General features: G+C 66.5%; 19 protein-coding genes. 11 read left to right on the forward strand and 8 right to left on the reverse strand.

Translation table 11 applies throughout. The annotated features are described in order from the left end of the window. Positions 1-6 precede the first annotated feature (6 nt). The 4 genes from U858_RS0131360 to U858_RS0131375 are packed head-to-tail and all read right to left on the reverse strand — an operon-like array spanning position 7 to position 2,377. Positions 7-522 (reverse strand): class IV adenylate cyclase, encoded by a 516-nt coding sequence (locus tag U858_RS0131360; RefSeq protein WP_025141064.1) that lies wholly within the window; start codon positions 520-522, stop codon positions 7-9. A gap of 26 nt (positions 523-548) precedes the next feature. Then, positions 549-1,175, reverse strand: coding sequence for an HAD-IA family hydrolase (locus tag U858_RS0131365; protein ID WP_025141065.1), 627 nt, complete (start codon positions 1,173-1,175; stop codon positions 549-551). Positions 1,176-1,195: 20 nt separating this feature from the next. After that, a complete protein-coding gene (locus tag U858_RS0131370) occupies positions 1,196-1,756 on the reverse strand; it encodes a hypothetical protein (RefSeq protein WP_025141066.1) in 561 nt (186 codons plus the stop codon). 33 nt (positions 1,757-1,789) lie between these two features. Further along, a complete protein-coding gene (locus U858_RS0131375) occupies positions 1,790-2,377 on the reverse strand; it encodes a TIGR00730 family Rossman fold protein (RefSeq protein ID WP_025141067.1) in 588 nt (195 codons plus the stop codon). A 228-nt stretch (positions 2,378-2,605) separates the two neighbouring features. Here U858_RS0131375 and U858_RS0131380 point away from each other — a divergent pair, with 228 nt between their 5' ends. Continuing rightward, entirely contained in the window at positions 2,606-3,166 is a 561-nt protein-coding gene (locus U858_RS0131380; RefSeq protein WP_042885899.1) for a ferritin-like domain-containing protein, read from the forward strand. A gap of 100 nt (positions 3,167-3,266) precedes the next feature. On the opposite strand, the gene U858_RS0131385 is transcribed toward U858_RS0131380, so the two are convergent. Further along, complete coding sequence (locus tag U858_RS0131385) at positions 3,267-3,653, reverse strand: helix-turn-helix domain-containing protein (protein ID WP_025141069.1); 387 nt, start codon at positions 3,651-3,653, stop codon at positions 3,267-3,269. A 93-nt stretch (positions 3,654-3,746) separates the two neighbouring features. Here U858_RS0131385 and U858_RS0131390 point away from each other — a divergent pair, with 93 nt between their 5' ends. After that, positions 3,747-4,064: a multidrug efflux SMR transporter gene (locus tag U858_RS0131390; protein WP_025141070.1), complete on the forward strand. Its 318-nt coding sequence runs from the start codon at positions 3,747-3,749 to the stop codon at positions 4,062-4,064. Positions 4,065-4,103: 39 nt separating this feature from the next. Here the strand turns inward: U858_RS0131390 and rimO are convergent, their stop codons facing one another. Both rimO and U858_RS0131400 read right to left on the reverse strand, forming a co-directional pair. Then, positions 4,104-5,420, reverse strand: coding sequence for a 30S ribosomal protein S12 methylthiotransferase RimO (rimO, locus tag U858_RS0131395; protein WP_025141071.1), 1,317 nt, complete (start codon positions 5,418-5,420; stop codon positions 4,104-4,106). 183 nt (positions 5,421-5,603) lie between these two features. Then, entirely contained in the window at positions 5,604-6,236 is a 633-nt protein-coding gene (locus U858_RS0131400; RefSeq protein WP_025141072.1) for a LysE family translocator, read from the reverse strand. 164 nt (positions 6,237-6,400) lie between these two features. Here U858_RS0131400 and rsmB point away from each other — a divergent pair, with 164 nt between their 5' ends. From rsmB to U858_RS0131435, 7 genes are all read left to right on the forward strand, one after another. Next, entirely contained in the window at positions 6,401-7,738 is a 1,338-nt protein-coding gene (rsmB, locus tag U858_RS0131405) for a 16S rRNA (cytosine(967)-C(5))-methyltransferase RsmB (RefSeq protein WP_025141073.1), read from the forward strand. Between the two features lie 39 nt (positions 7,739-7,777). After that, a complete protein-coding gene (locus U858_RS0131410; RefSeq protein ID WP_115597055.1) occupies positions 7,778-8,368 on the forward strand; it encodes a DUF4390 domain-containing protein in 591 nt (196 codons plus the stop codon). Then, complete coding sequence (locus U858_RS0131415) at positions 8,365-10,683, forward strand: ATP-binding protein (protein WP_025141075.1); 2,319 nt, start codon at positions 8,365-8,367, stop codon at positions 10,681-10,683. Before U858_RS0131410 ends, U858_RS0131415 begins: the two co-directional genes overlap by 4 nt. Positions 10,684-10,694: 11 nt before the next feature. Then, a complete protein-coding gene (locus U858_RS0131420) occupies positions 10,695-11,384 on the forward strand; it encodes a response regulator (RefSeq protein WP_025141076.1) in 690 nt (229 codons plus the stop codon). Then, on the forward strand, positions 11,381-12,760 hold the full coding sequence (gene trkA / locus U858_RS0131425) for a Trk system potassium transporter TrkA (RefSeq protein WP_025141077.1): 1,380 nt from the start codon (positions 11,381-11,383) through the stop codon (positions 12,758-12,760). The genes U858_RS0131420 and trkA overlap by 4 nt, the downstream gene beginning before the upstream one ends. Before the next feature lie 52 nt (positions 12,761-12,812). Further along, positions 12,813-14,282 carry a TrkH family potassium uptake protein gene (locus U858_RS0131430; RefSeq protein WP_025141078.1) on the forward strand — a complete coding sequence of 490 codons (1,470 nt, stop codon included), beginning with the start codon at positions 12,813-12,815 and terminating at the stop codon, positions 14,280-14,282. A gap of 410 nt (positions 14,283-14,692) precedes the next feature. Further along, positions 14,693-15,937 (forward strand): YbdK family carboxylate-amine ligase, encoded by a 1,245-nt coding sequence (locus U858_RS0131435; RefSeq protein ID WP_025141079.1) that lies wholly within the window; start codon positions 14,693-14,695, stop codon positions 15,935-15,937. A 67-nt stretch (positions 15,938-16,004) separates the two neighbouring features. Here U858_RS0131435 and U858_RS0131440 read toward each other — a convergent pair whose 3' ends face one another. Continuing rightward, the gene (locus U858_RS0131440; protein ID WP_025141080.1) at positions 16,005-16,937 is read right to left on the reverse strand and encodes a methyltransferase domain-containing protein; all 933 of its coding nucleotides are present in this window, start codon (positions 16,935-16,937) and stop codon (positions 16,005-16,007) included. 243 nt (positions 16,938-17,180) lie between these two features. On the opposite strand from U858_RS0131440, the gene U858_RS0131445 reads away from it, so the two are divergent. Both U858_RS0131445 and U858_RS0131450 read left to right on the forward strand, forming a co-directional pair. Then, entirely contained in the window at positions 17,181-17,744 is a 564-nt protein-coding gene (locus U858_RS0131445) for a ComF family protein (RefSeq protein ID WP_369797757.1), read from the forward strand. Between the two features lie 69 nt (positions 17,745-17,813). Then, the gene (locus U858_RS0131450) at positions 17,814-18,284 is read left to right on the forward strand and encodes a tRNA (cytidine(34)-2'-O)-methyltransferase (RefSeq protein ID WP_025141082.1); all 471 of its coding nucleotides are present in this window, start codon (positions 17,814-17,816) and stop codon (positions 18,282-18,284) included. Positions 18,285-18,356: the final 72 nt, after the last annotated feature.

Here is an 18,356-nt window from a genome sequence, read left to right on the forward strand (position 1 = left end):
CGGCTTTCAGCCCTGCGTGGCCAATAGATCCAGATACGCACCCGACAGCAACTGTTCGGGCTTGACTTGCAGGCTGGCCAGCAGCTCGTGGGCTTCGGCCATGCCGGCCTCGACGCTTTCGCCGTCGCGCAGCACCACTTCCAGTTCCAGGAAATCCCCCAGCCCTTCGACCCGGTCCAGATGGATGCGGGTGCGGCCTGTCATATGCAGCAGGCGTGTCTTGCGCACGCGGCCCGCAAGGCCATAGGCCAGCGTCAGGGTCTCGCGCAGGGTGTCCGGCGATGAGGTCGGCGAAATGACGTAGAAGCTTTCTTTCGGCCCGGTGGCGTCTGCGCGGCGATAGAAGATCAGCTCGCCGGTGCCGTCGGCAAAGACGCGCAGCTTGAGCCGGCCGTTGGGGCAGGCAAAGAACGTGTCATCCTGCACGATGGTGACGGGCGGCTTGCCGGACAGCGCCGCCGCCAGCGGCTCGACGGCGTCGACGCTGGAGATGCGGGCCTTGATTTCCACATTGCGTGCCATGCGGCTTTTCCTTGGCGGCGGTCGCGTCAGTCTGCCAGCGCAGGCAGGTCGGCGACGCGCAGGAACAATTCGTCGGGGCCGCGTTCGCGCAGCGCATCGACGTGGTTGTAGCCCCAGGCCACCGACGCCACCCGCACGCCGGCCTTGCGCGCGGCATCGATGTCGCGCATTTCGTCGCCCACCAGCAGAAAGCGTTCGGGCGCGGTGTCGTGGCGCTTGAGCAGCCGGTCGATCTTGGCCGGCTTGCCGAACAGGTCCGTGCCGCATTCGTAGTCGTCGAACAGGGCGACGGTATCGGGGCCCAGCACGCGCTGCACGTTCTCGAGCGAATTCGAGCTGACCACCGCCAGCCGCATGCCGGCGGCCTTCAGGCGCGCCAGCGCATCGGGAATGCCGTCGAACAGGTGAACGCTGGGGTCGATTTCCTGCATGAGCGTGCGCACGTGCGCCATGATCGCGGGCAGCTTCCACAGCGGAATGCCCAGGAACTTCAGGATTTCCGAGGCTTCGCGGTGACGCAGCTGATCGCGTTCAGCCGCGTCGATCTTGCGAAAGCCGTACTTGTCCGCGACCGTGTTCAGGATGGAATTGAACCAGGGCATGGTGTCTGCCAAGGTCCCGTCAAAATCAAAAGCTGCGATGTCGTATTTCAAGTAAGCAATCCGTTGCCGGTCTACATGGGGTGAAGCAGATACTGCACCACGGGGGCCAGGTCTTCAAGCGGCGGGGCGCCGGCCACCACGCGCTGCGCGTTGGTCCAGGGATACTCCAGCGCCAGCAGCCAGCCGAATACCGCCTCGGCATCGCCGGGCGGCAGCGTCACCATGGTCTCGATGGTGATGGTCAGGCGGTTGGCACGATAAGGGTCCGGCTGGAAGCCCCAGTCGTACCGGCCACAGCCCACGCGCACATTGCCGGTGGCCTTTTCCGTCATGCCGACAATCCAGTCGCAACGGTATTCCGGCAGGCACGCGTCGGCCTCGGGCCGGGCCAGGTAGAAGGTGTAGACGTTGTCGTAGGTCTGGCCGAACTTGCGCACCAGCGTATCAGTGATGGCCGGCAGGCCGTGCGATTCAGGGGGAAAGGCGATGGCCTGCGTGCGCAGGGCCATCTTCAGCACAGCCTGCGGGGCGAAGGCGCGCGCCATGTAGTGCGGGCGGTTTTCGTCCTTGGCGTGGAAGTAGTCACGCAATACAGACTCGGTGCAGGCGGGAGACAACGGGCCGGTGGACATTGCGAGGCTTTCCTTGGGACGGGTTGAGATGGGTCAGGCCTTCACCGGCTCGAACCATTTCGAGACGTTGGGCGGTTCGTAGATCGCGTAGCGGTCCAGCAGCGTGGCGGGGTCGCTTTCGACCACCAGCATGTCGCGGTGCTGGGGGCGCATGAAGGCTTCGTCGACCGCGTGGTCGACGAACTGCATCAGGGCGTCGTAGTAGCCGGCAATGTTCAGCAGCCCGCAGGGCTTCTGGTGCATGTTCAGCTGGGCCCACGTCCAGACTTCGAAGAATTCTTCCAGCGTGCCGGCGCCGCCGGGCAGCGCGATGAAGCCGTCGGCCTTGTCCATCATCATGGCCTTGCGCTCGTGCATGTTCTGCACCAGGTGCAGTTCGGTCAGGCCGCGGTGGGCCTGCTCTTTTTTCTGCAGCAGTTCGGGGATCACGCCGATCACGCGGCCGCCGCCGGCCAGCACTTCGTTGGCAATCACGCCCATGATGCCGACCACCGAACCGCCATACACCAGGCCCAGGTCACGCTTGACCAGTTCTCGGGCCAGCACACGGGCCTGTTCCAGGTACTCGGGGCGGGCGCCGGGGTTGGAGCCGCAATACACGCAGATGTTCTTCAGTGTCATATGACGCTATTTATAGCCTAGCCCGTTACAGATTGCGTCACGGGTCTTACGGGAAGCCGATAGTTTACGAGAAGCGTCGCCAGCAGTTTTTACCGAGGAAGCGAGGCCTGCAAACGGGGCCGTGGGCAATGTTTGGACACAGCATCTTTTCGAGCGGTAGGTAGACTGGATCGTTCGGAACGACTGGAAGTCCAGCGTCGTATGACCCACTCAAAAGGAGCTAACGATATGGAAAACACGACCCGCAACCGCGAAGCTGCACACCGCCCCTTCGAGATGGATGTGAAGGCGATCCGCGCCAAGGCGCGCCAGGACATCGAGTCCGGCGCGGTCACCGATACCTACCGCGCCGACCGCGAGCAAGTGCTCAAGCTGCTGAACGAAGCGCTGGCCACCGAAATCGTCTGTGTGCTGCGCTACAAGCGCCACTTCTTCATGGCCCGCGGCCTGAACGCCGAGCCGGTGGCCGCCGAATTCGCCGAGCACGCCACCCAGGAACAAGACCACGCCGACAAGCTGGCCGAACGCATCGTGCAGCTGGGCGGCGAGCCCAACCTGTCGCCCAAGGGCCTGCTTGAGCGCAGCCACTCCGAGTACGTCGAAGGCAAGACGCTCGAAGAGATGATCAAGGAAAACCTGATCGCCGAGCGCATCGCCATCGACAGCTATCGCAAGATGATCGAGTACATCGGCGAACAGGATTCGACCACGCGCCGCTTGCTCGAAGAGATCCTGGCGGTCGAGGAAGAGCACGCCGACGATATGTCGGACTTCCTGGCCAAGCACTAGTCGCGGGGCAGGATACGCCGGGCGGGACCGCCTGGTGTTCGCGCGGCGGGCATCCCGACGAGGGTTGTCCGCCGTTGACGTTTTCGGGCGTCAGCTTCCTTCAGCGCTGAGGGTGTGCCGCGTCGTGGCGGCGCGCCGCCGTGTCCAGCTGCGCATGATGCTGCTCGGCCCAGCGGTCCAGCGCCACCAGTGCCACGTTCAACGACCGGCCCAGTTCCGTCAGGTGGTAGCGCACGTGCGGCGGCACCGTGCGCAGGTCTTCGCGCCGCACCAGCCCGTGGCGTTCCAGCTCGCGCAGCGTCTGCGTCATGATCTTCTGCGAGATGCCGTCCAGCTTGCGCAGCAGTTCGCCGTTGCGCAGCGGGCCTTGCGCCAGCGCCGGCAGAATCAGCGGCACCCACTTTCCGGAAATCAATTCAAGCGCGCGGCGCGAGGGGCAGGCGGCGTCAAAGACGTCTGCCGGTGCGCGATGCGAGGAGGTTGCCATGGAAGCCTTCCTTTAGTTACCAAAAGGTGCGTACTTGTGCCTGGGTAACTATAGGTCCTAATCTGGCCGCTGGTTGATTCTTGGGAGGCCGCGATGGCCTGGTGGATCTTGCTGGCCGCGAGCGCGGTGGAAATCGTGATGGCGCTGGCGTTGAAGTATGCGGACGGGTGGACGCGGTTCTGGCCCAGCGCCATTGGCATTGCCGCGGCCCTGGGCAGCATCTTCCTGCTGACGCTGGCGATGCGGCACCTGCCCGCGGGCACGGCCTATGCGGTCTGGACCGGCATCGGCTCGGTCGGCATCACGGTGTTGGGGATCGTGCTGTTCGGCGATTCGCCGTCTGCCGCGCGCCTGGCATGCATTGCGCTGATCGTGGGCGGCGTGGCGGGCTTGAAGCTGCTGGAAGCGTAAGACGCAGCCGGCGGCCGTGGCCGCCGGCGGATCTTCACGTCAGATCGTCTCGGCCCAGAGGTCGTACTCGTCCGAGTCGGTGACGCGAGCGCGCACCAGATCACCGGGCTTGAGCACGCGGTCCGAGCTGACGTAGACGCAGCCGTCGATTTCCGGCGCGTCGGCGCTGCTGCGGCCCACGGCGCCGTCTTCGTCCACTTCGTCGATCAGCACGTCGATCTCGCGGCCGACCTTACGGGCCAGGCGCGCGGTCGAGATGGACTGCTGCAGTTCCATGAAGCGTTCCCAGCGGTCCTGCTTGACGTCGTCGGGCACCGGGTTGTCCAGCAGGTTCGCGGGCGCGCCTTCCACCGGCGAATACTGGAAACAGCCGACGCGGTCGAGCTGGGCCTCTTGCATCCAGTCCAGCAGGTACTGGAAGTCTTCCTCGGTTTCGCCGGGAAAACCGACGATGAAGGTCGAACGGATGGTCAGGTCCGGACAGATCTCGCGCCACTTCTTGATGCGGGCGAGCGTCTTGTCTTCAAAGGCCGGACGCTTCATGGCCTTCAGGATGCGCGGGCTGGCGTGCTGGAACGGAATGTCCAGGTAGGGCAGGATCTTGCCCTCGGCCATCAGCGGAATCACTTCGTCCACGTGCGGGTACGGATACACGTAGTGCAGGCGCGTCCAGACGCCCATGTCGGACAAGGCCATACAGAGCTCGGTCATGCGGGTGCGCACGGGCCGGCCGTTCCAGAAGCCGCTGCGGAACTTCACGTCCACGCCGTAGGCGCTGGTGTCCTGCGAGATCACCAGCAGTTCCTTCACGCCGGCCTTGACCAGGCGCTCGGCTTCGCTGAGCACGTCGCCCACGGGCCGGCTGACCAGGTCGCCGCGCATCGACGGGATGATGCAGAAGCTGCAGCGGTGATTGCAGCCTTCGGAGATCTTCAGGTAGGCGTAGTGGCGCGGCGTGAGCTTGACGCCCTGCGGCGGCACCAGGTCCAGGTAGGGGTTGTGGTCTTTCTTGGGCGGGGCGGCATCGTGCACGGCCCGCACCACTTCTTCGTACTGCTGCGGTCCGGTCACGGACAGCACGCTGGGGTGCACCTTGCGGATCACCGATTCCTCGACGCCCATGCAGCCGGTGACGATGACCTTGCCGTTCTCGGCCAGCGCTTCGCCAATGGCTTCGAGCGATTCGGCCTTGGCGCTGTCGATGAAGCCACAGGTGTTGACCACGACGACGTCGGCGTCGTTGTATTCGGGCGTGACTTCGTACCCTTCGGTGCGCAGTTGGGTCAGGATGCGTTCGGAGTCGACCAGGGCTTTGGGACAGCCCAGGCTGACAAAGCCGACTTTGGGGGAAGACATGGAATACCTCGGTGGGCGCTAGCCGGCGCCAGTGATCAAATACTGCGCAATTTTAGCGCGGCAGGGCGGGGGGCCGTTATTTTAGCGGGTCGTCGGGCGAGATGCCGGATTTCATGTGTCCCCAATATGCGGTCGGCCGGCGCGGCAGCCAGGCCATTGCGCAGCCTTGCTGCCCTGCGCCGCTCAGGAACCGCTGCGGCGATACAACGCCAAGGTGCCGGCCAGCCCGATCATCAGCGTGCCGCAGACGCGGTTCAGCCAGCGCAGGCCCGACCCCTGGAATGCCCGCACCAATTGGGCACCCAGCGTGGCATAGGCCAGCATGGTCGCCAGGTTCATCAGCGCCAGTACGCAAGCCACGGTCAGGTATTGCGGCAACAAGGGCGCCTGGGTATTGATGAACTGCGGCAGGAACGCCGACATGAACAGCAGCAATTTCGGATTGGTGATCGCGACTACGAAGCTGCGCAGGCCCAGTTTCAGGCCGTCGGGCCGGGCGGCGTCCGGCGCGGCGGCGGGCATGACCAGCGCGGCGTCCGATCGCAACATTTTCCAGCCGAGGTAGGCCAGGTAGGCCGCGCCCGCCCACTTCAGGAGGTGGAAGGCGACTTCGGAGGCCGCCAGTACCACCCCCAGCCCGGACGCCACCGCGCCCACCATGATCAGGTCCGCCATGATGGCGCCGCCCATGCCCCAGCAGGCGGTGCGCACGCCGTGGCGCGAGCCGTTGCTCATCGCAAGCAGGACGGTCGGGCCGGGCGTCACGATGGCGACGGCCGAGGCCAGGATGAACAGCAGCAGCGTGGCGGTGGACATGGCGGGCTCCGTGGCAAGCGGCCAGTGTGACGTGGGCGGGGCGCTTCGTCCAGGGGCGCGCGGCTTGCCGCCAACCGGACAGCCGGCGCGCCTGGCCGCGTGTTCTCCAGGGTGCACGGGCCGCGCCGGGCTACCATAGCGGTCTTATCCTCTGATTTCCTGCCATGTCCACGCGTTCCGACACCCCCCATCTCGCCCCGCCGCTTTCCGCCGTCCTGCTTTCCAGCGCGGGGGTGGTCGAGGATGTCCTGGACGGCCGGTCCCTGACCGACGCGCTGATCGACGTCGATTCGGCCTTGCGGCCCGCCACCCAGGCGGTGTCGTTCCATGCCATGCGCTACCTGGGCTGGGCCGACGCGGTGGGCCGAGAGCTGGTGCAGCGCTACCCCAACGTGCTGTTTGAATCCCTGTTGCTGGTGTCACTGACCCTGCTCAAGGCCGAGGGTGATGCCGCGGCGGCCATGCCGGGCATGCCGGTCTACGCGCCGCACACGGTGGTGGACCAGGCCGTGACGGCCGCGTCCAATACGCGCAGCCTGGCCTCGTTCAAGGGCCTGCTCAACGCCTGCCTGCGCCGCTTCCTGCGCGAGCGGGCGGCGCTGGACGCCGCCGTGGCGGACAGCCTCGAGGCCCAGTGGAACCACCCGGGCTGGTGGGTCAAGCAACTGCGCGTGGCCTACCCGCAGCAATGGCAGGCGATTTTGCAGTCGGCCAACGTGCCGGCGCCGCTGACCCTGCGCGTGAACCGCCGCCGCGCCAGCCGCGAGCAGGTGCTGGCGGCTTTCGAGGCGGCAGGTCTGGCGGCCGATCCCGTGGGCGTGGCCGGCGTGGTGCTGGCTTCGCCCAAGCCTGTGACCCAGCTGCCCGGCTTTGCCGAAGGCTGGTGGTCGGTGCAGGACGCCGGCGCGCAACGCGCCGCGGAACTGCTGGCGCCCGCCGACGGCATGCGCGTGCTGGACGCCTGCTCGGCGCCCGGCGGCAAGACCGCTCATCTGCTGGAACTGGCCGATATCGACTTGCTGGCCCTGGATGCCGACGCCGATCGCCTGGTGCGGGTTGGCCAGAACCTGGACCGCCTGGGCCTGTCGGGCGACCGCGTGCGCCTGCAGGCGGCCGACGCCGCCGACCTGGACGCCTGGTGGGACGGCAAGCCCTTCGACGCCGTGCTGGCCGACGTGCCCTGCACCGCGTCCGGCATCGTGCGGCGCCACCCGGACATCCGCTGGCTGCGCCGAGAAAACGACGTGCGCCGCACCGCCACCTTGCAGGCCAGGATCCTGGACGCGCTGTGGGCGACCGTGGCGCCGGGCGGCCGCCTGCTCTATGTGACGTGCTCGGTCTTCCCGATCGAAGGCGCGCGCCAGGCGCTGGAATTCCTGCAGCGCCACCCCGAGGCCCAGCGGCTGGACGCGCCCGGCCAATTGCTGCCAGTTGCGGTCGATGCAACACCTGCGGAGCAACACGACGGGTTTTTCTACGCCTTGTTTGCCAAGGCGTCCTGAATCGCCAAGAATAGGGGCATGACAGGGTTTCGGTGTCGTATGTCCATCATTTCACGCTTATTTCTGGGGTTGTTGTTCGTATCTGCCTTGCTTTCGTTTGCGCCGGTCGGCCAGGCGCATGCGGCCGAACCGAAAGTCGTGCGCGTCGAACCGGTGCTGCGCGGCGACAAGCTTGAAATCGACGCCGATATCCAATTCGAACTGAACCAGCAACTGCGCGACGCCGCCCAGCGCGGCGTGCCGCTGTATTTCACCGCCGACGTCACCATCACGCGCGAGCGCTGGTGGTGGTTCGACAAATCCCTGGTGGACACCTCGCGCACCTGGCGGGTGATCTACAACGCGCTGACCCGCCAATGGCGGGCCGGGGTCGGCGAGCTGTCCTTCCCGGTGGCCTCGCTGGACGACGCCATGAGCGTCATCCGCCACGTACGCAATTGGCAGGTCGCCGATGCCGATGATTTCGACGAAGGCGTGGTCTATGGCGGCCAATTGCGGCTGCGGCTGGATACCTCGCTGTTGCCCCGGCCATTCCAGGTCAATGCCCTGAACAGCAGTTCGTGGGCCCAAGGCACGCCGTGGACGGACTTCTCGTTCTCGCTCGGCGACAAGGAGAAAGACCCCTCATGAGGCTGCTGCTTCGGCTGGCCCTGATGGTCGGCGCCGTGAGCGGCCTGGCATTGCTGGGCCTGTTGGCATGGTCCACCGGCAATGCCTCGCGCTTTGCCCGCTATTACGACATCCTGCTGGTCCTGAACGGCATCTTTGCCCTGGCGTTGTTCGTCTGGGTGGTGGCGCTGACGGTCCGGCTGGCCCGGCAGATCCGGCGACGCCAGTTCGGCGCCCGGCTCACGGCCCGGTTTTCCCTGGCGTTCGCCCTGATCGGCGTGGTGCCCGGCGCCCTGATCTATACGGTCTCGGTGCAGTTCATGTCGCGCTCGATCGAATCCTGGTTCAACGTGCGGGTCGATACCGCCCTTGAGGCCGGCCTGAACCTGGGCCGGGCGGCGCTGGATTCCCTGTTGGCCGACCTGGACGCCCGGGCGCGGTCCATGGCGGCCGAACTGAACCGCAATTCCGATACCGGCGTGACCCTGGCGCTGACGCGCCTGCGCGAAGCCAATGGCGTACAGGAAGCCATGGTGTTCACCGGCAGCGGCCGCATGGTGGCGTTTTCGACCAGCCAATATGGCCAGTTGCTGCCCGCCATGCCCCCGCCCACCGTCATGAATCAGCTGCGCCTGTCGCGCGGCTATTCGGCCGCCGAGGCCGACGACCCCGTCAAGCCCGGCATGGACGGCGGCCTGCACCTGCGGGTCGTGATTCCCCTGACGGGGCCCGACCGCTACGACAACCTGCTGGGCGCAGCGTCCGAACCCCGCTGGCTGCAGCTGCTGCAGCCGGTGCCCGAGCAGATCGCGCACAACGCCAACCTGGTGCAGCAGGGCTTTCGCGACTACCAGGAACTGGCCCTGTCGCGGCTGGGCCTGCGCAAGCTCTACGGCATCACGCTGACCCTGGCGCTGCTGCTGGCGGCGTTCGGCGCCATTGCCGTGGCCCTGTCGCTGTCCAAGCGTCTGGTGCGCCCGCTGCTCAGCCTGGCCGGCGGCACCCAGGCGGTGGGCGTGGGCGACTACCGCCCGCTGCCCGAGCCGCCCGAGCGCGACGAAGTCGGCCAGCTCACCCGGTCGTTCAACGCCATGACGCGCCAGCTCGACGAAGCCCGCCGCATGGTCGAAAGCAACCGCCAGCAGCTCGAACGCTCCAACGTCTACCTGGAAAGCGTGCTGTCCAATCTGTCTTCCGGGGTGCTGGTGTTTGACGAGTCGTTCCGCGTCACCACCGTCAACCAGGGCGCGCAGACCATTTTGCAGGCCGATCTGCGGTCGGTGATCGGGCGGCCCCTGGAAACGGTGGACGGCATGCTCGAATTTGCGAACATCGTGCGCCAGGCGTTTTCCACCCACGCGGCGGTCGGGTCCGAGCGCCAGCACTGGCAGCAGCAGTTCGAGATCGCGCCCAAGCAGGGCGATACCCCCAATGGTCCGCAGCCCCTGACGCTGCTGGCGCGCGGGACCCACCTGCGGGTGGACGGCCGCGGCAATGGCTATCTGGTCGTGTTCGACGACATCACCGAGGTCATTTCGGCCAACCGCACCGTCGCCTGGGGCGAGGTCGCGCGCCGCCTGGCCCACGAGATCAAGAACCCGCTGACCCCCATCCAGCTGTCGGCCGAGCGCCTGGCCATGAAGCTGGAAGGCAAGCTGCAGCCCGCCGAGGCCCAGATCGTCGAGCGTTCCACCAACACCATCGTCAACCAGGTGGCCTCGCTCAAGCAGATGGTCGATGACTTCCGCGAATACGCCCGCACGCCGCCCGCAGTGATGCAACGCATCGATTTCAATGCCCTGGTGGCGGACGTGCTGTCGCTGTACGGCTGGGACCCCGAGGGCGGCGCGTCCGCCCGCGTGGCCGGCAAGGCCTTGAACCTGGACGTCACCCTGGGCCCGGACCTGCCGGCCATCGAAGGCGACCCGACCCAGCTGCGCCAGGTGATCCACAACCTCTTGTCCAATGCCCGCGACGCCATCGCCGAGAAGGGCGGGGAGGGCCGCGTCAGCGTCACGACCCAGCTGATGCGCAGTGAACAGCCGGACCGCGCCGACCAGCAGGCCCTGCGCTTCACGGTGGCCGACACCGGCCCGGGCTTCCCGCCCCAGGTGATGCAGCGGGCCTTCGAGCCCTACGTAACCACCAAGTCCCACGGGACTGGGTTAGGATTGGCAATCGTACGCAAGATTGTGGAAGAGCATGGCGGGCGAATCGACCTTGCGAACCGCAAGGAAGGGGGCGCGCGGATTTCCATCTTGTTGACCCGGCTTGCAGCCGGGGCCGATACTATGGACGCGACCGCGCAAGAAAAGGATAATGCGGCTACGCAATAGGTGGATGCTTTATGGCCAGAATTCTGGTGGTTGACGACGAAGTCGGTATTCGCGAGCTTTTGTCGGAAATCCTTTACGACGAAGGACACACGGTCGAATTGGCCGAAAACGCGGCGCAAGCGCGCGCCGCGCGCCTTCGCATGCGTCCCGATCTGGTGTTGCTGGACATCTGGATGCCCGACACCGATGGCGTGAGCCTGCTCAAGGAGTGGGGCTCGCAGGGCCTGCTGGACATGCCCGTCATCATGATGAGCGGCCACGCCACCATCGATACGGCGGTCGAGGCCACCCGCATTGGTGCGATGGACTTCCTGGAAAAGCCCATTACGCTGCAGCGTCTGCTCAAGACCGTGGCCGCGGGCCTGGCCCGGGGCCGGGCGCCGCATCCGGCGCCGGCCACGGCGCCGGCCATGGCCAGCGCTGCCGTGGCGCTCGAAGACGAACTCGATCCGCCGGTGCTGTCGGCAGCCCCGTCCAACGAAGTCCCGGTCACCGCCAACGGCCAACTGGGCAGCATCTCGCTGGACCAGCCGCTGCGCGAGGCCCGCGACGAATTCGAACGCATCTACTTCGAATACCACCTGGTCCGCGAAAGCCACAGCATGACGCGGGTGTCCGAACGCACCGGCCTCGAACGTACCCATCTTTACCGCAAGCTCAAGCAATTGGGCATTGAATCCGCCCGCAAGCGGGGCGCATGAAGATCCTCATCATGGGCGCTGGTCGCGTAGGCACCAGCGTGGCCGAGAACCTGGTGTCGGAACAGAACGACATCACGGTCATCGACTCGGACCCGGCCCAGCTCCAGTACCTGCAAGAACACTTTGACCTGCGGGTCGTCCATGGCGACGGCTCGCAGGTGTCGGTGCTGGAAGCGGCCGGCGCTGCCGACACCGACCTCTTGATCGCCTGTGCCGCGTCCGACGCGGCCAATATGGTGGCCTGCAAGATCGCACGGCAGCTGTTCAACATTCCCCGCCGCATAGCCCGCATCCGCTCGGCCGAATTCCCTGAACACCCTGAACTGATGAGCGAAGAGGGCTTCTGCATCGACGCCATCATCAGCCCCGAGCGCAGCGTCACCACCTACCTGCACAGCCTGATCGAATTCCCCGAAGCGTTGCAGGTTGTGGAATTCGCCGAGGGCCGGGTCAGCGTCGTGACCGTCCGGGTCGGCCATGGCAGCCCCATGGCGCACCATCCCGTGGACAAGCTGCGCGAAGTCTGGCCCGACGTCACCGCGCGTGTGATCGACGTGCTGCGCGGCGGCCGGCCGCTGCGGGCCGGGTCCGGTACCGTCATCGCGCCCGGCGACGAAGTCGTGCTGGTGGTCGATACTCGCCACGCCCGCCGCGCCGTGCGCCAGCTGCGCGAGGCCGAAAAGGCCGTGCGCCGCGTGATGATCGCCGGTGGCGGCAACATCGGCCTGCGGCTGGCGCGCGCGCTGGCCGAAGAAAACTACAGCGTGCGCATCATCGAGCGCGACCTCAAGCGCTGCGAATACCTGGCCACGCAATTGCCCGACAGCGTGCTGGTGCTGCACGGCAGCGGCACCGACGAGGCCCTGCTCGAGCGCGAAAACATCGAAGACATGGACACCTGGCTGGCGCTGACCAGCGACGACGAAGACAACATCATGTCGTCGTTGCTGGCCAAGCGGCTGGGGGCGCGCAAGGTGATCGCGCTAATCAACCGCCAGGCCTATGGCGAACTGATGCAGGGCAGCCATATCGACATCGCCGTGTCGCCGTCGCAGGCGACCATGAGCGAGCTGCTGCGCCACGTGCGCCGCGGCGATGTGGCGGCGGTGCACCGGCTGCGCCAGGGCGTGGCCGAGGCGCTCGAGGCCATCGCCCACGGCGACCGCTCCACGTCGAAAGTGGTGGGCCGGCGGGTCGGCGACATCAGCCTGCCCAAGGGTGCCAGCATCGGCGCCCTGGTGCGCGAAGACGAAATCATCCTGCCCGATGCCGATACCGTGATCGAAACCGACGACCACGTCATCGTCTTCGTGCCCTCGCGCAAGCAGATGCCGCGCGTGGAAAAGCTGTTCCAAGTGTCGGCGTCGTTCTTCTGATGAACCCGCACGCCACCCTCTGCCGCAGGCCCGGGGCGGCTGGATAACTCCTATGAAGCGTGTCCTGGCCACTCTGCATATCCTGGGCCTGACCATGGTGATGTTCGCCCTCACCATGCTCATTCCGCTGGTGGTCGCCTATGTGGGCGGCGATGCGGCGCGTGACGCCTTCCTGCATGGCTTCCTGATTTCCATCGGCATCGGCGGGGTGCTGGCCGCGGCGACGCGGCGCGCGCGCAGCGAGCTGCGGGCCCGCGACGGCTTCGTGCTGGTGTCAGCCGTGTGGGCCGGCCTGCCGCTGCTGGCGGCGATACCGCTGCTGCTCTATTTCCACCGCGCCGGCCTGCCGCTGTCGTTCACCGGGGCGTATTTCGAGGCCATGTCGGGGCTGACCACCACCGGCGCCACCGTGCTGACCAACCTGGACGCGCTGCCTGCGTCGATCAACCTGTGGCGGGCGACGCTTGTCTGGATCGGGGGCATGGGCATCCTGGTGCTGGCGGTGGCGATTCTGCCGCTGCTGGGCGTGGGCGGCCACCAGGTGGTGCGGGCCGAAACGCCCGGCCCCATGAAAGACGAACGGCTGACGCCGCGCATCGCCAGCACGGCCAAGGCCTTGTACGCGGTGTACTTTGCGTTTTCGATCCTGTGCCTGCTGGCGTACCGCGCGGTCGGCCTGTCGTGGTTCGAGGCCTGGTGCCACATGGCCACCACCATGGGCCTGGGCGGGTTTTCCACCTGGGACGACGGTTTCGCGCATTTCGATTCGGTCGCGGTCGAAATGGTGGCCATGGTGTTCATGCTGATCGCCGGCATCAACTTCGCCACCCACTTCAATGCCTTTCGCCAGCGCAGCCCGCGGGCCTACCTGCGTTGCCCCGAGGCGATTCCGTACCTGGTCGTGGTGTTGGGCGTGGGGCTGGTGATTTCGGTGTTCCTGTACGTTAAGGGCGTGTACCAGGAACCCCTGGAAGCGCTGCGCTACGGCATGTTCAACACCATTTCCATGGCCACCACCACGGGCTACGCCAACACCGATTTCGCCCAGTGGCCGCTGTTCGCGCCGTTGACCATGCTGCTGCTGTCGGGCTTTGCCACGTCGGCGGGGTCGACCGGGGGCGGCATCAAGATGATCCGGGCCATCCTGCTGGTCAAGCAGGCGCGCAACGAGCTGGTAACAATGTTGCATCCGCACGCGGTCAGCCCGGTGCGGATCAATGGCCGGGCGGTCGAAGCCCGGACGATGTCGTCGGTGCTGGCTTTCATGCTGTTCTACGGCCTGTCCATCGCCGTCTTCACCAGCCTGCTGCTCCTGTCCGGGCTGGACCCCATCACGGCCTTCTCGGCCGTTTTCGCCAGCGTCAACAATACCGGCCCGGGTTTGGGTCCGGTCGGCCCAATGGGCAATTTCGCGGTGCTGTCGGACTTCCAGATCTGGGTCTGCACGTTCGCGATGCTGATCGGACGGTTGGAACTGCTGACCGTCCTGGTCTTGTTCACCCCCATCTTCTGGCGGAAGTAGGGGCCCCCACGCTGCAGCCGCTGCGCGGCTTTGCTGCCCCCTGAGGGGGTTACCCGGCCTTCGGGCGGCCGGGCGTCCGGGTGGCTATTCTTGCGGATAAATTTTGTGCGGGTAAACCCTAGCAAGGGTTATCCCGCCCGCGGCCAAAAGCCCCATCCAGACTGCGATTTCGGGCGCCATCGGCCGGAAAGCCCCATCGTTTCTAGCTTGTGAGTGCTTGCTCACTTTGTTCTAGAGGGCAAAACCGAATGCTTCGTGATGTTGCACACAAATGTCACTATTTTCAATCGTTTTGCCACAAACATGCGGCTATTATGCGTTCACAAGCCGCCGTCTAGTGCCCCCCGGGAAGTTGCCGGGCTTCAAGGTCGAACGGCGCACCCCCTCATCACACATTGAAGGAGTCCGAGATGGAACAGATCCCGTTCATTTCGTCGGCCCCCAACACCCTGGGCATCGAACTCGAGCTGCAACTGATCGACCCCCGCAGTTTTGACCTCACCGCAGCTTCGGACGAGCTGCTGGCCCAGATGGCCAACCACCCCATCGCCGACCGCGTCAAACCGGAAATCACGCGGTCCATGATTGAACTGAATTCCTCGGTGCACGAGCACCCGATGGGCCTGTTGGCCGAAATGCGCGAAATGCGCGACGCCCTGGTCGAAGCGGCCGATGCCGTCGGCGTTTCGGTGGCGGGCGGCGGCGCTCACCCCTTCATGCGCTGGCAAGAGCGCTCTATCTCGGATACCCCGCGCTTCCAGTACTTGGCAGAAATGTATGGTTACCTGGCGCGTCAATTTACGGTCTTCGGCCAGCACATCCATCTGGGCGTGAAAAGCGGCGACGACGCCATCAAGCTGCTGCGCCGGCTGTCGCCCTATGTGCCGCACTTTATCGCGCTGTCGGCCTCGTCACCGTATTGCGAAGGCGTGGATACCCTGTTCTCGTGCTCGCGCCTGAATGCCGTCAACAGCTTCCCGCTGGCCGGCCACATGCCGCCCGAGGTCAAGGACTGGTATCAGTTTGAGGCCCACCTGTCGCAGCTGCGCGCCTATGGCCTGGCCGAGAGCATCAAGGACCTGTACTGGGACATCCGCCCCAAGCCCGAATTCGGCACGGTGGAAATCCGCGTTTGCGACACGCCGCTGACCGTCGAACGCGCTTGCCAGATCGCCGCCTTCGCCCAGGCGCTGGCGGTGCTGCTGATGCGCGAGGACGATCCCAGCGACAAGGCTTGGCTGTCCTACCGCAGCAACCACTTCCAGGCCTGCCGCTTTGGCCTGCAGGGCAGCTACGTCACGCCGGACGGCCAGCGTACCCGCCTGATGGACCACCTGCGCGCGCTGTTCCAGCGGCTGATGCCGGTGGCCGAAGAACTGGGCACGGGCGACATGATTGCCGCGCTGCGCGACGAAGCCATGCGCAGCGGCAACGATGCGCGCTGGCTGCGCAGCCAGTTCCATCGCCTGCGTGATCTGCCGTTGGTGGTGGAATCGATGTCGCACGCCTGGCGTGGCGAGGCGCCCCAGGCCGCCGCGCCGGCCGAGCCGACCGCGGTGTTGCGGCGGCGCATCCGGGCCAACTCCGAACCCATGCAGCCCCTCTCGGCCGCGGAGCCGGGCGTGACGGCACCCTTGCCGGAACGCCTGCACTAGGGAAAAGGCCAACAGAATGGCCAGGTAAGAAAAGGGCCGCCGAGGGGCGGCCCTGTTACTTGTGGGCTCAGGGCGTGCTGCGCTGGCGGCCGCCGATGGCGCTGACCGACAGCCGGGTTTCTCCCGCGATGCCGCGATGGGTCGCGGCGCGCCAGGCATGGCCATAGGCGACTTCGATGCTCAGGGCGATCACGCCGTCGGGCCGGCGCTGCGCTTCCAGTGCCGCGCACAGGCGCTGCTGCCAATCGCGTCCGACCAGGCCGCCGCGGCGGCCTTCTGCCGGGTTGCCGCCCAGGGCGCGCACGTCCTGCAGCAGTTTTTCAGGGGTGCGGTAGGTCAGGGTCAGGATTTCCTGGTCCATCACCGGGTCCGCGAAACCGTTCTCGACCAGCAGGTCGCCAAAGTCATGCATGTCCACGAAGGCCGGCGTGGCGGTGCGCAGGCCGGCATCGGTCAGCGCCTGCCGCAGCTCGCGCAGCGTGGCAGGCCCCAGACAGGAAAACATGGCCAGTCCGCCCACTTTCAGGATGCGGCGCCATTCGGCCAGCACGGCATGCGGTTCGCGATGCCAATGCAGCGCCAGGTTGGACCACACCAGTTCCAGCGATTCCGGTGCCAGGCCGGTTGCGGCCAGGTCGGCATTGACGAAGCCGACGGCCGGGCCACGCCGGGCCAGCTTGCCGATCCAGGCGGTCAGGCCGGCGGGGGCGTGGCGCTTGCGGGCGATGTCCAGCAAGGCCTCGCAGTTGTCCAGTCCGGTGTAGGCGGCGTCGGCATAGCGTTCGCGCAGCAGGGGCAGGTTGTCGCCCGCGCCGCAGCCGGCATCCAGCATGGCCTGCGGCTGCACGCGGATGTATTGCAACCGGCCGAGCATGCGCCGGGCGACCTCGCCATAGAGGAATTGCGCGTCGGACAGGTCGCCGCGGCGGGCGAACTGGCGCGGCACATCGGCGGCAACGAGGGGAAGCGAAGGCGGGGTGGCGGGTGCTGGCAGGGACATTTCGGTCGCGCCCGGGCCTGCGGCGCGGGGCGGATCATGATTTCATGGGGGATGACAGACATTATTGCGCATCCCAGCGGCCACCGCCGATTGTCCCTACTGGCCATGGGGCGGGGGCTGCTCGCCAGGGTGCCTGGCGATTGCCCGCTGTGCGGGGCGCGGGTGCGTGGTGCCAGGCTGTGCGAAGGGTGCGAGACAGACCTGGCCATCGATCCGCGAACGCCTCGTTGTCGGCGCTGCGCATTGCGGTTGGGCCTGACTGCGCCGCATTGCACGGCCTGCCTGGCGATGCCGCGGGCCTTCGCGCGGACGATCGCGGCGTTCGACTACGAACCGCCGGCCGATGCGCTGGTCAGCCAGTTGAAGACCCAGTTGCGGCTCAGCGCGGCGCCGGTGCTGGCGCACTTGTTGGCGCAGGCGGTGCGGCGCCACGGGGCGTTGCCGCCAGGCCTGTTGCTGGTGCCGGTGCCTGCCAGTCGGGCGTCGCTGCGCCGCCGCGGCATGAACCCGGCGGCAGAGATCGCGCGCGGCCTGGCCGCGCAGTTGATGCTGCCGCTGGCGTGCACCGCGCTCAGGCGCCGCCGCGAGACGCCCCGGCAGACGGCGCTGGGGCGGCATGCCCGGGTGCGAGGGGCGACGGGGGCGTTTCATTGCGTGCGAAATCTGGCCGGGCGCCATGTCGGGCTGGTGGACGACGTGATGACCACCGGCAGCACGGTGCACGCGGCGGCCAAGGCGTTGCGGGCGGCGGGAGCGGTCAGCGTGACGGTGCTGGTGGTGGCGCGGACGCCGCGGGCGCCTGGGTAAATCGGCGACAATCCGCCATGCGCGGCCCGTGTGGGCCGCAAGTCTTTCAACGTTTTCGGCCCTATTGCGATGTTCCACGTCATCCTCGTCTGCCCCGAGATTCCGCCCAATACGGGCAACGCTATCCGCCTGTGCGCCAATACGGGCGCGCAATTGCACCTGGTGCGCCCGCTGGGGTTCGAGCTGGACGACGCCCGCATGCGGCGGGCCGGGCTGGATTACCACGAGTGGCAGCCGGTGCGGGTGCACGATACGTTGCAAGAGGCGCTGCAGGATACGGGGGCACAGGCGTCGCATATCTATGCGTTGACGACGCAGGCGCAGCGCAGCGTGGGGGATGTGCGGTTCGAGCCGGGGGATGTGTTTGTGTTCGGGCGGGAGACCGCGGGGTTGTCGGATGAACACCAGGCGATGTTTGCGCCGCAGCAGCGGTTGCGGTTGCCGATGCGGGCGGGGCAGCGGAGCTTGAATCTTTCTAATGCGGTGGCGGTTACTGTGTTTGAGGCTTGGAGGCAGCAGGGATATGAGGGTGGGGTTTGAGTTTTTGTGAGCTTGAGGTGGTTTTTTTTGCGTCGGTTTGAGTTCTTGAGTCGCGCGTGACGGGGCAGGCGG

The organism is Achromobacter sp. DH1f, from assembly GCF_000633435.1.
GTDB classification, from domain to species: domain Bacteria; phylum Pseudomonadota; class Gammaproteobacteria; order Burkholderiales; family Burkholderiaceae_B; genus Achromobacter; species Achromobacter deleyi.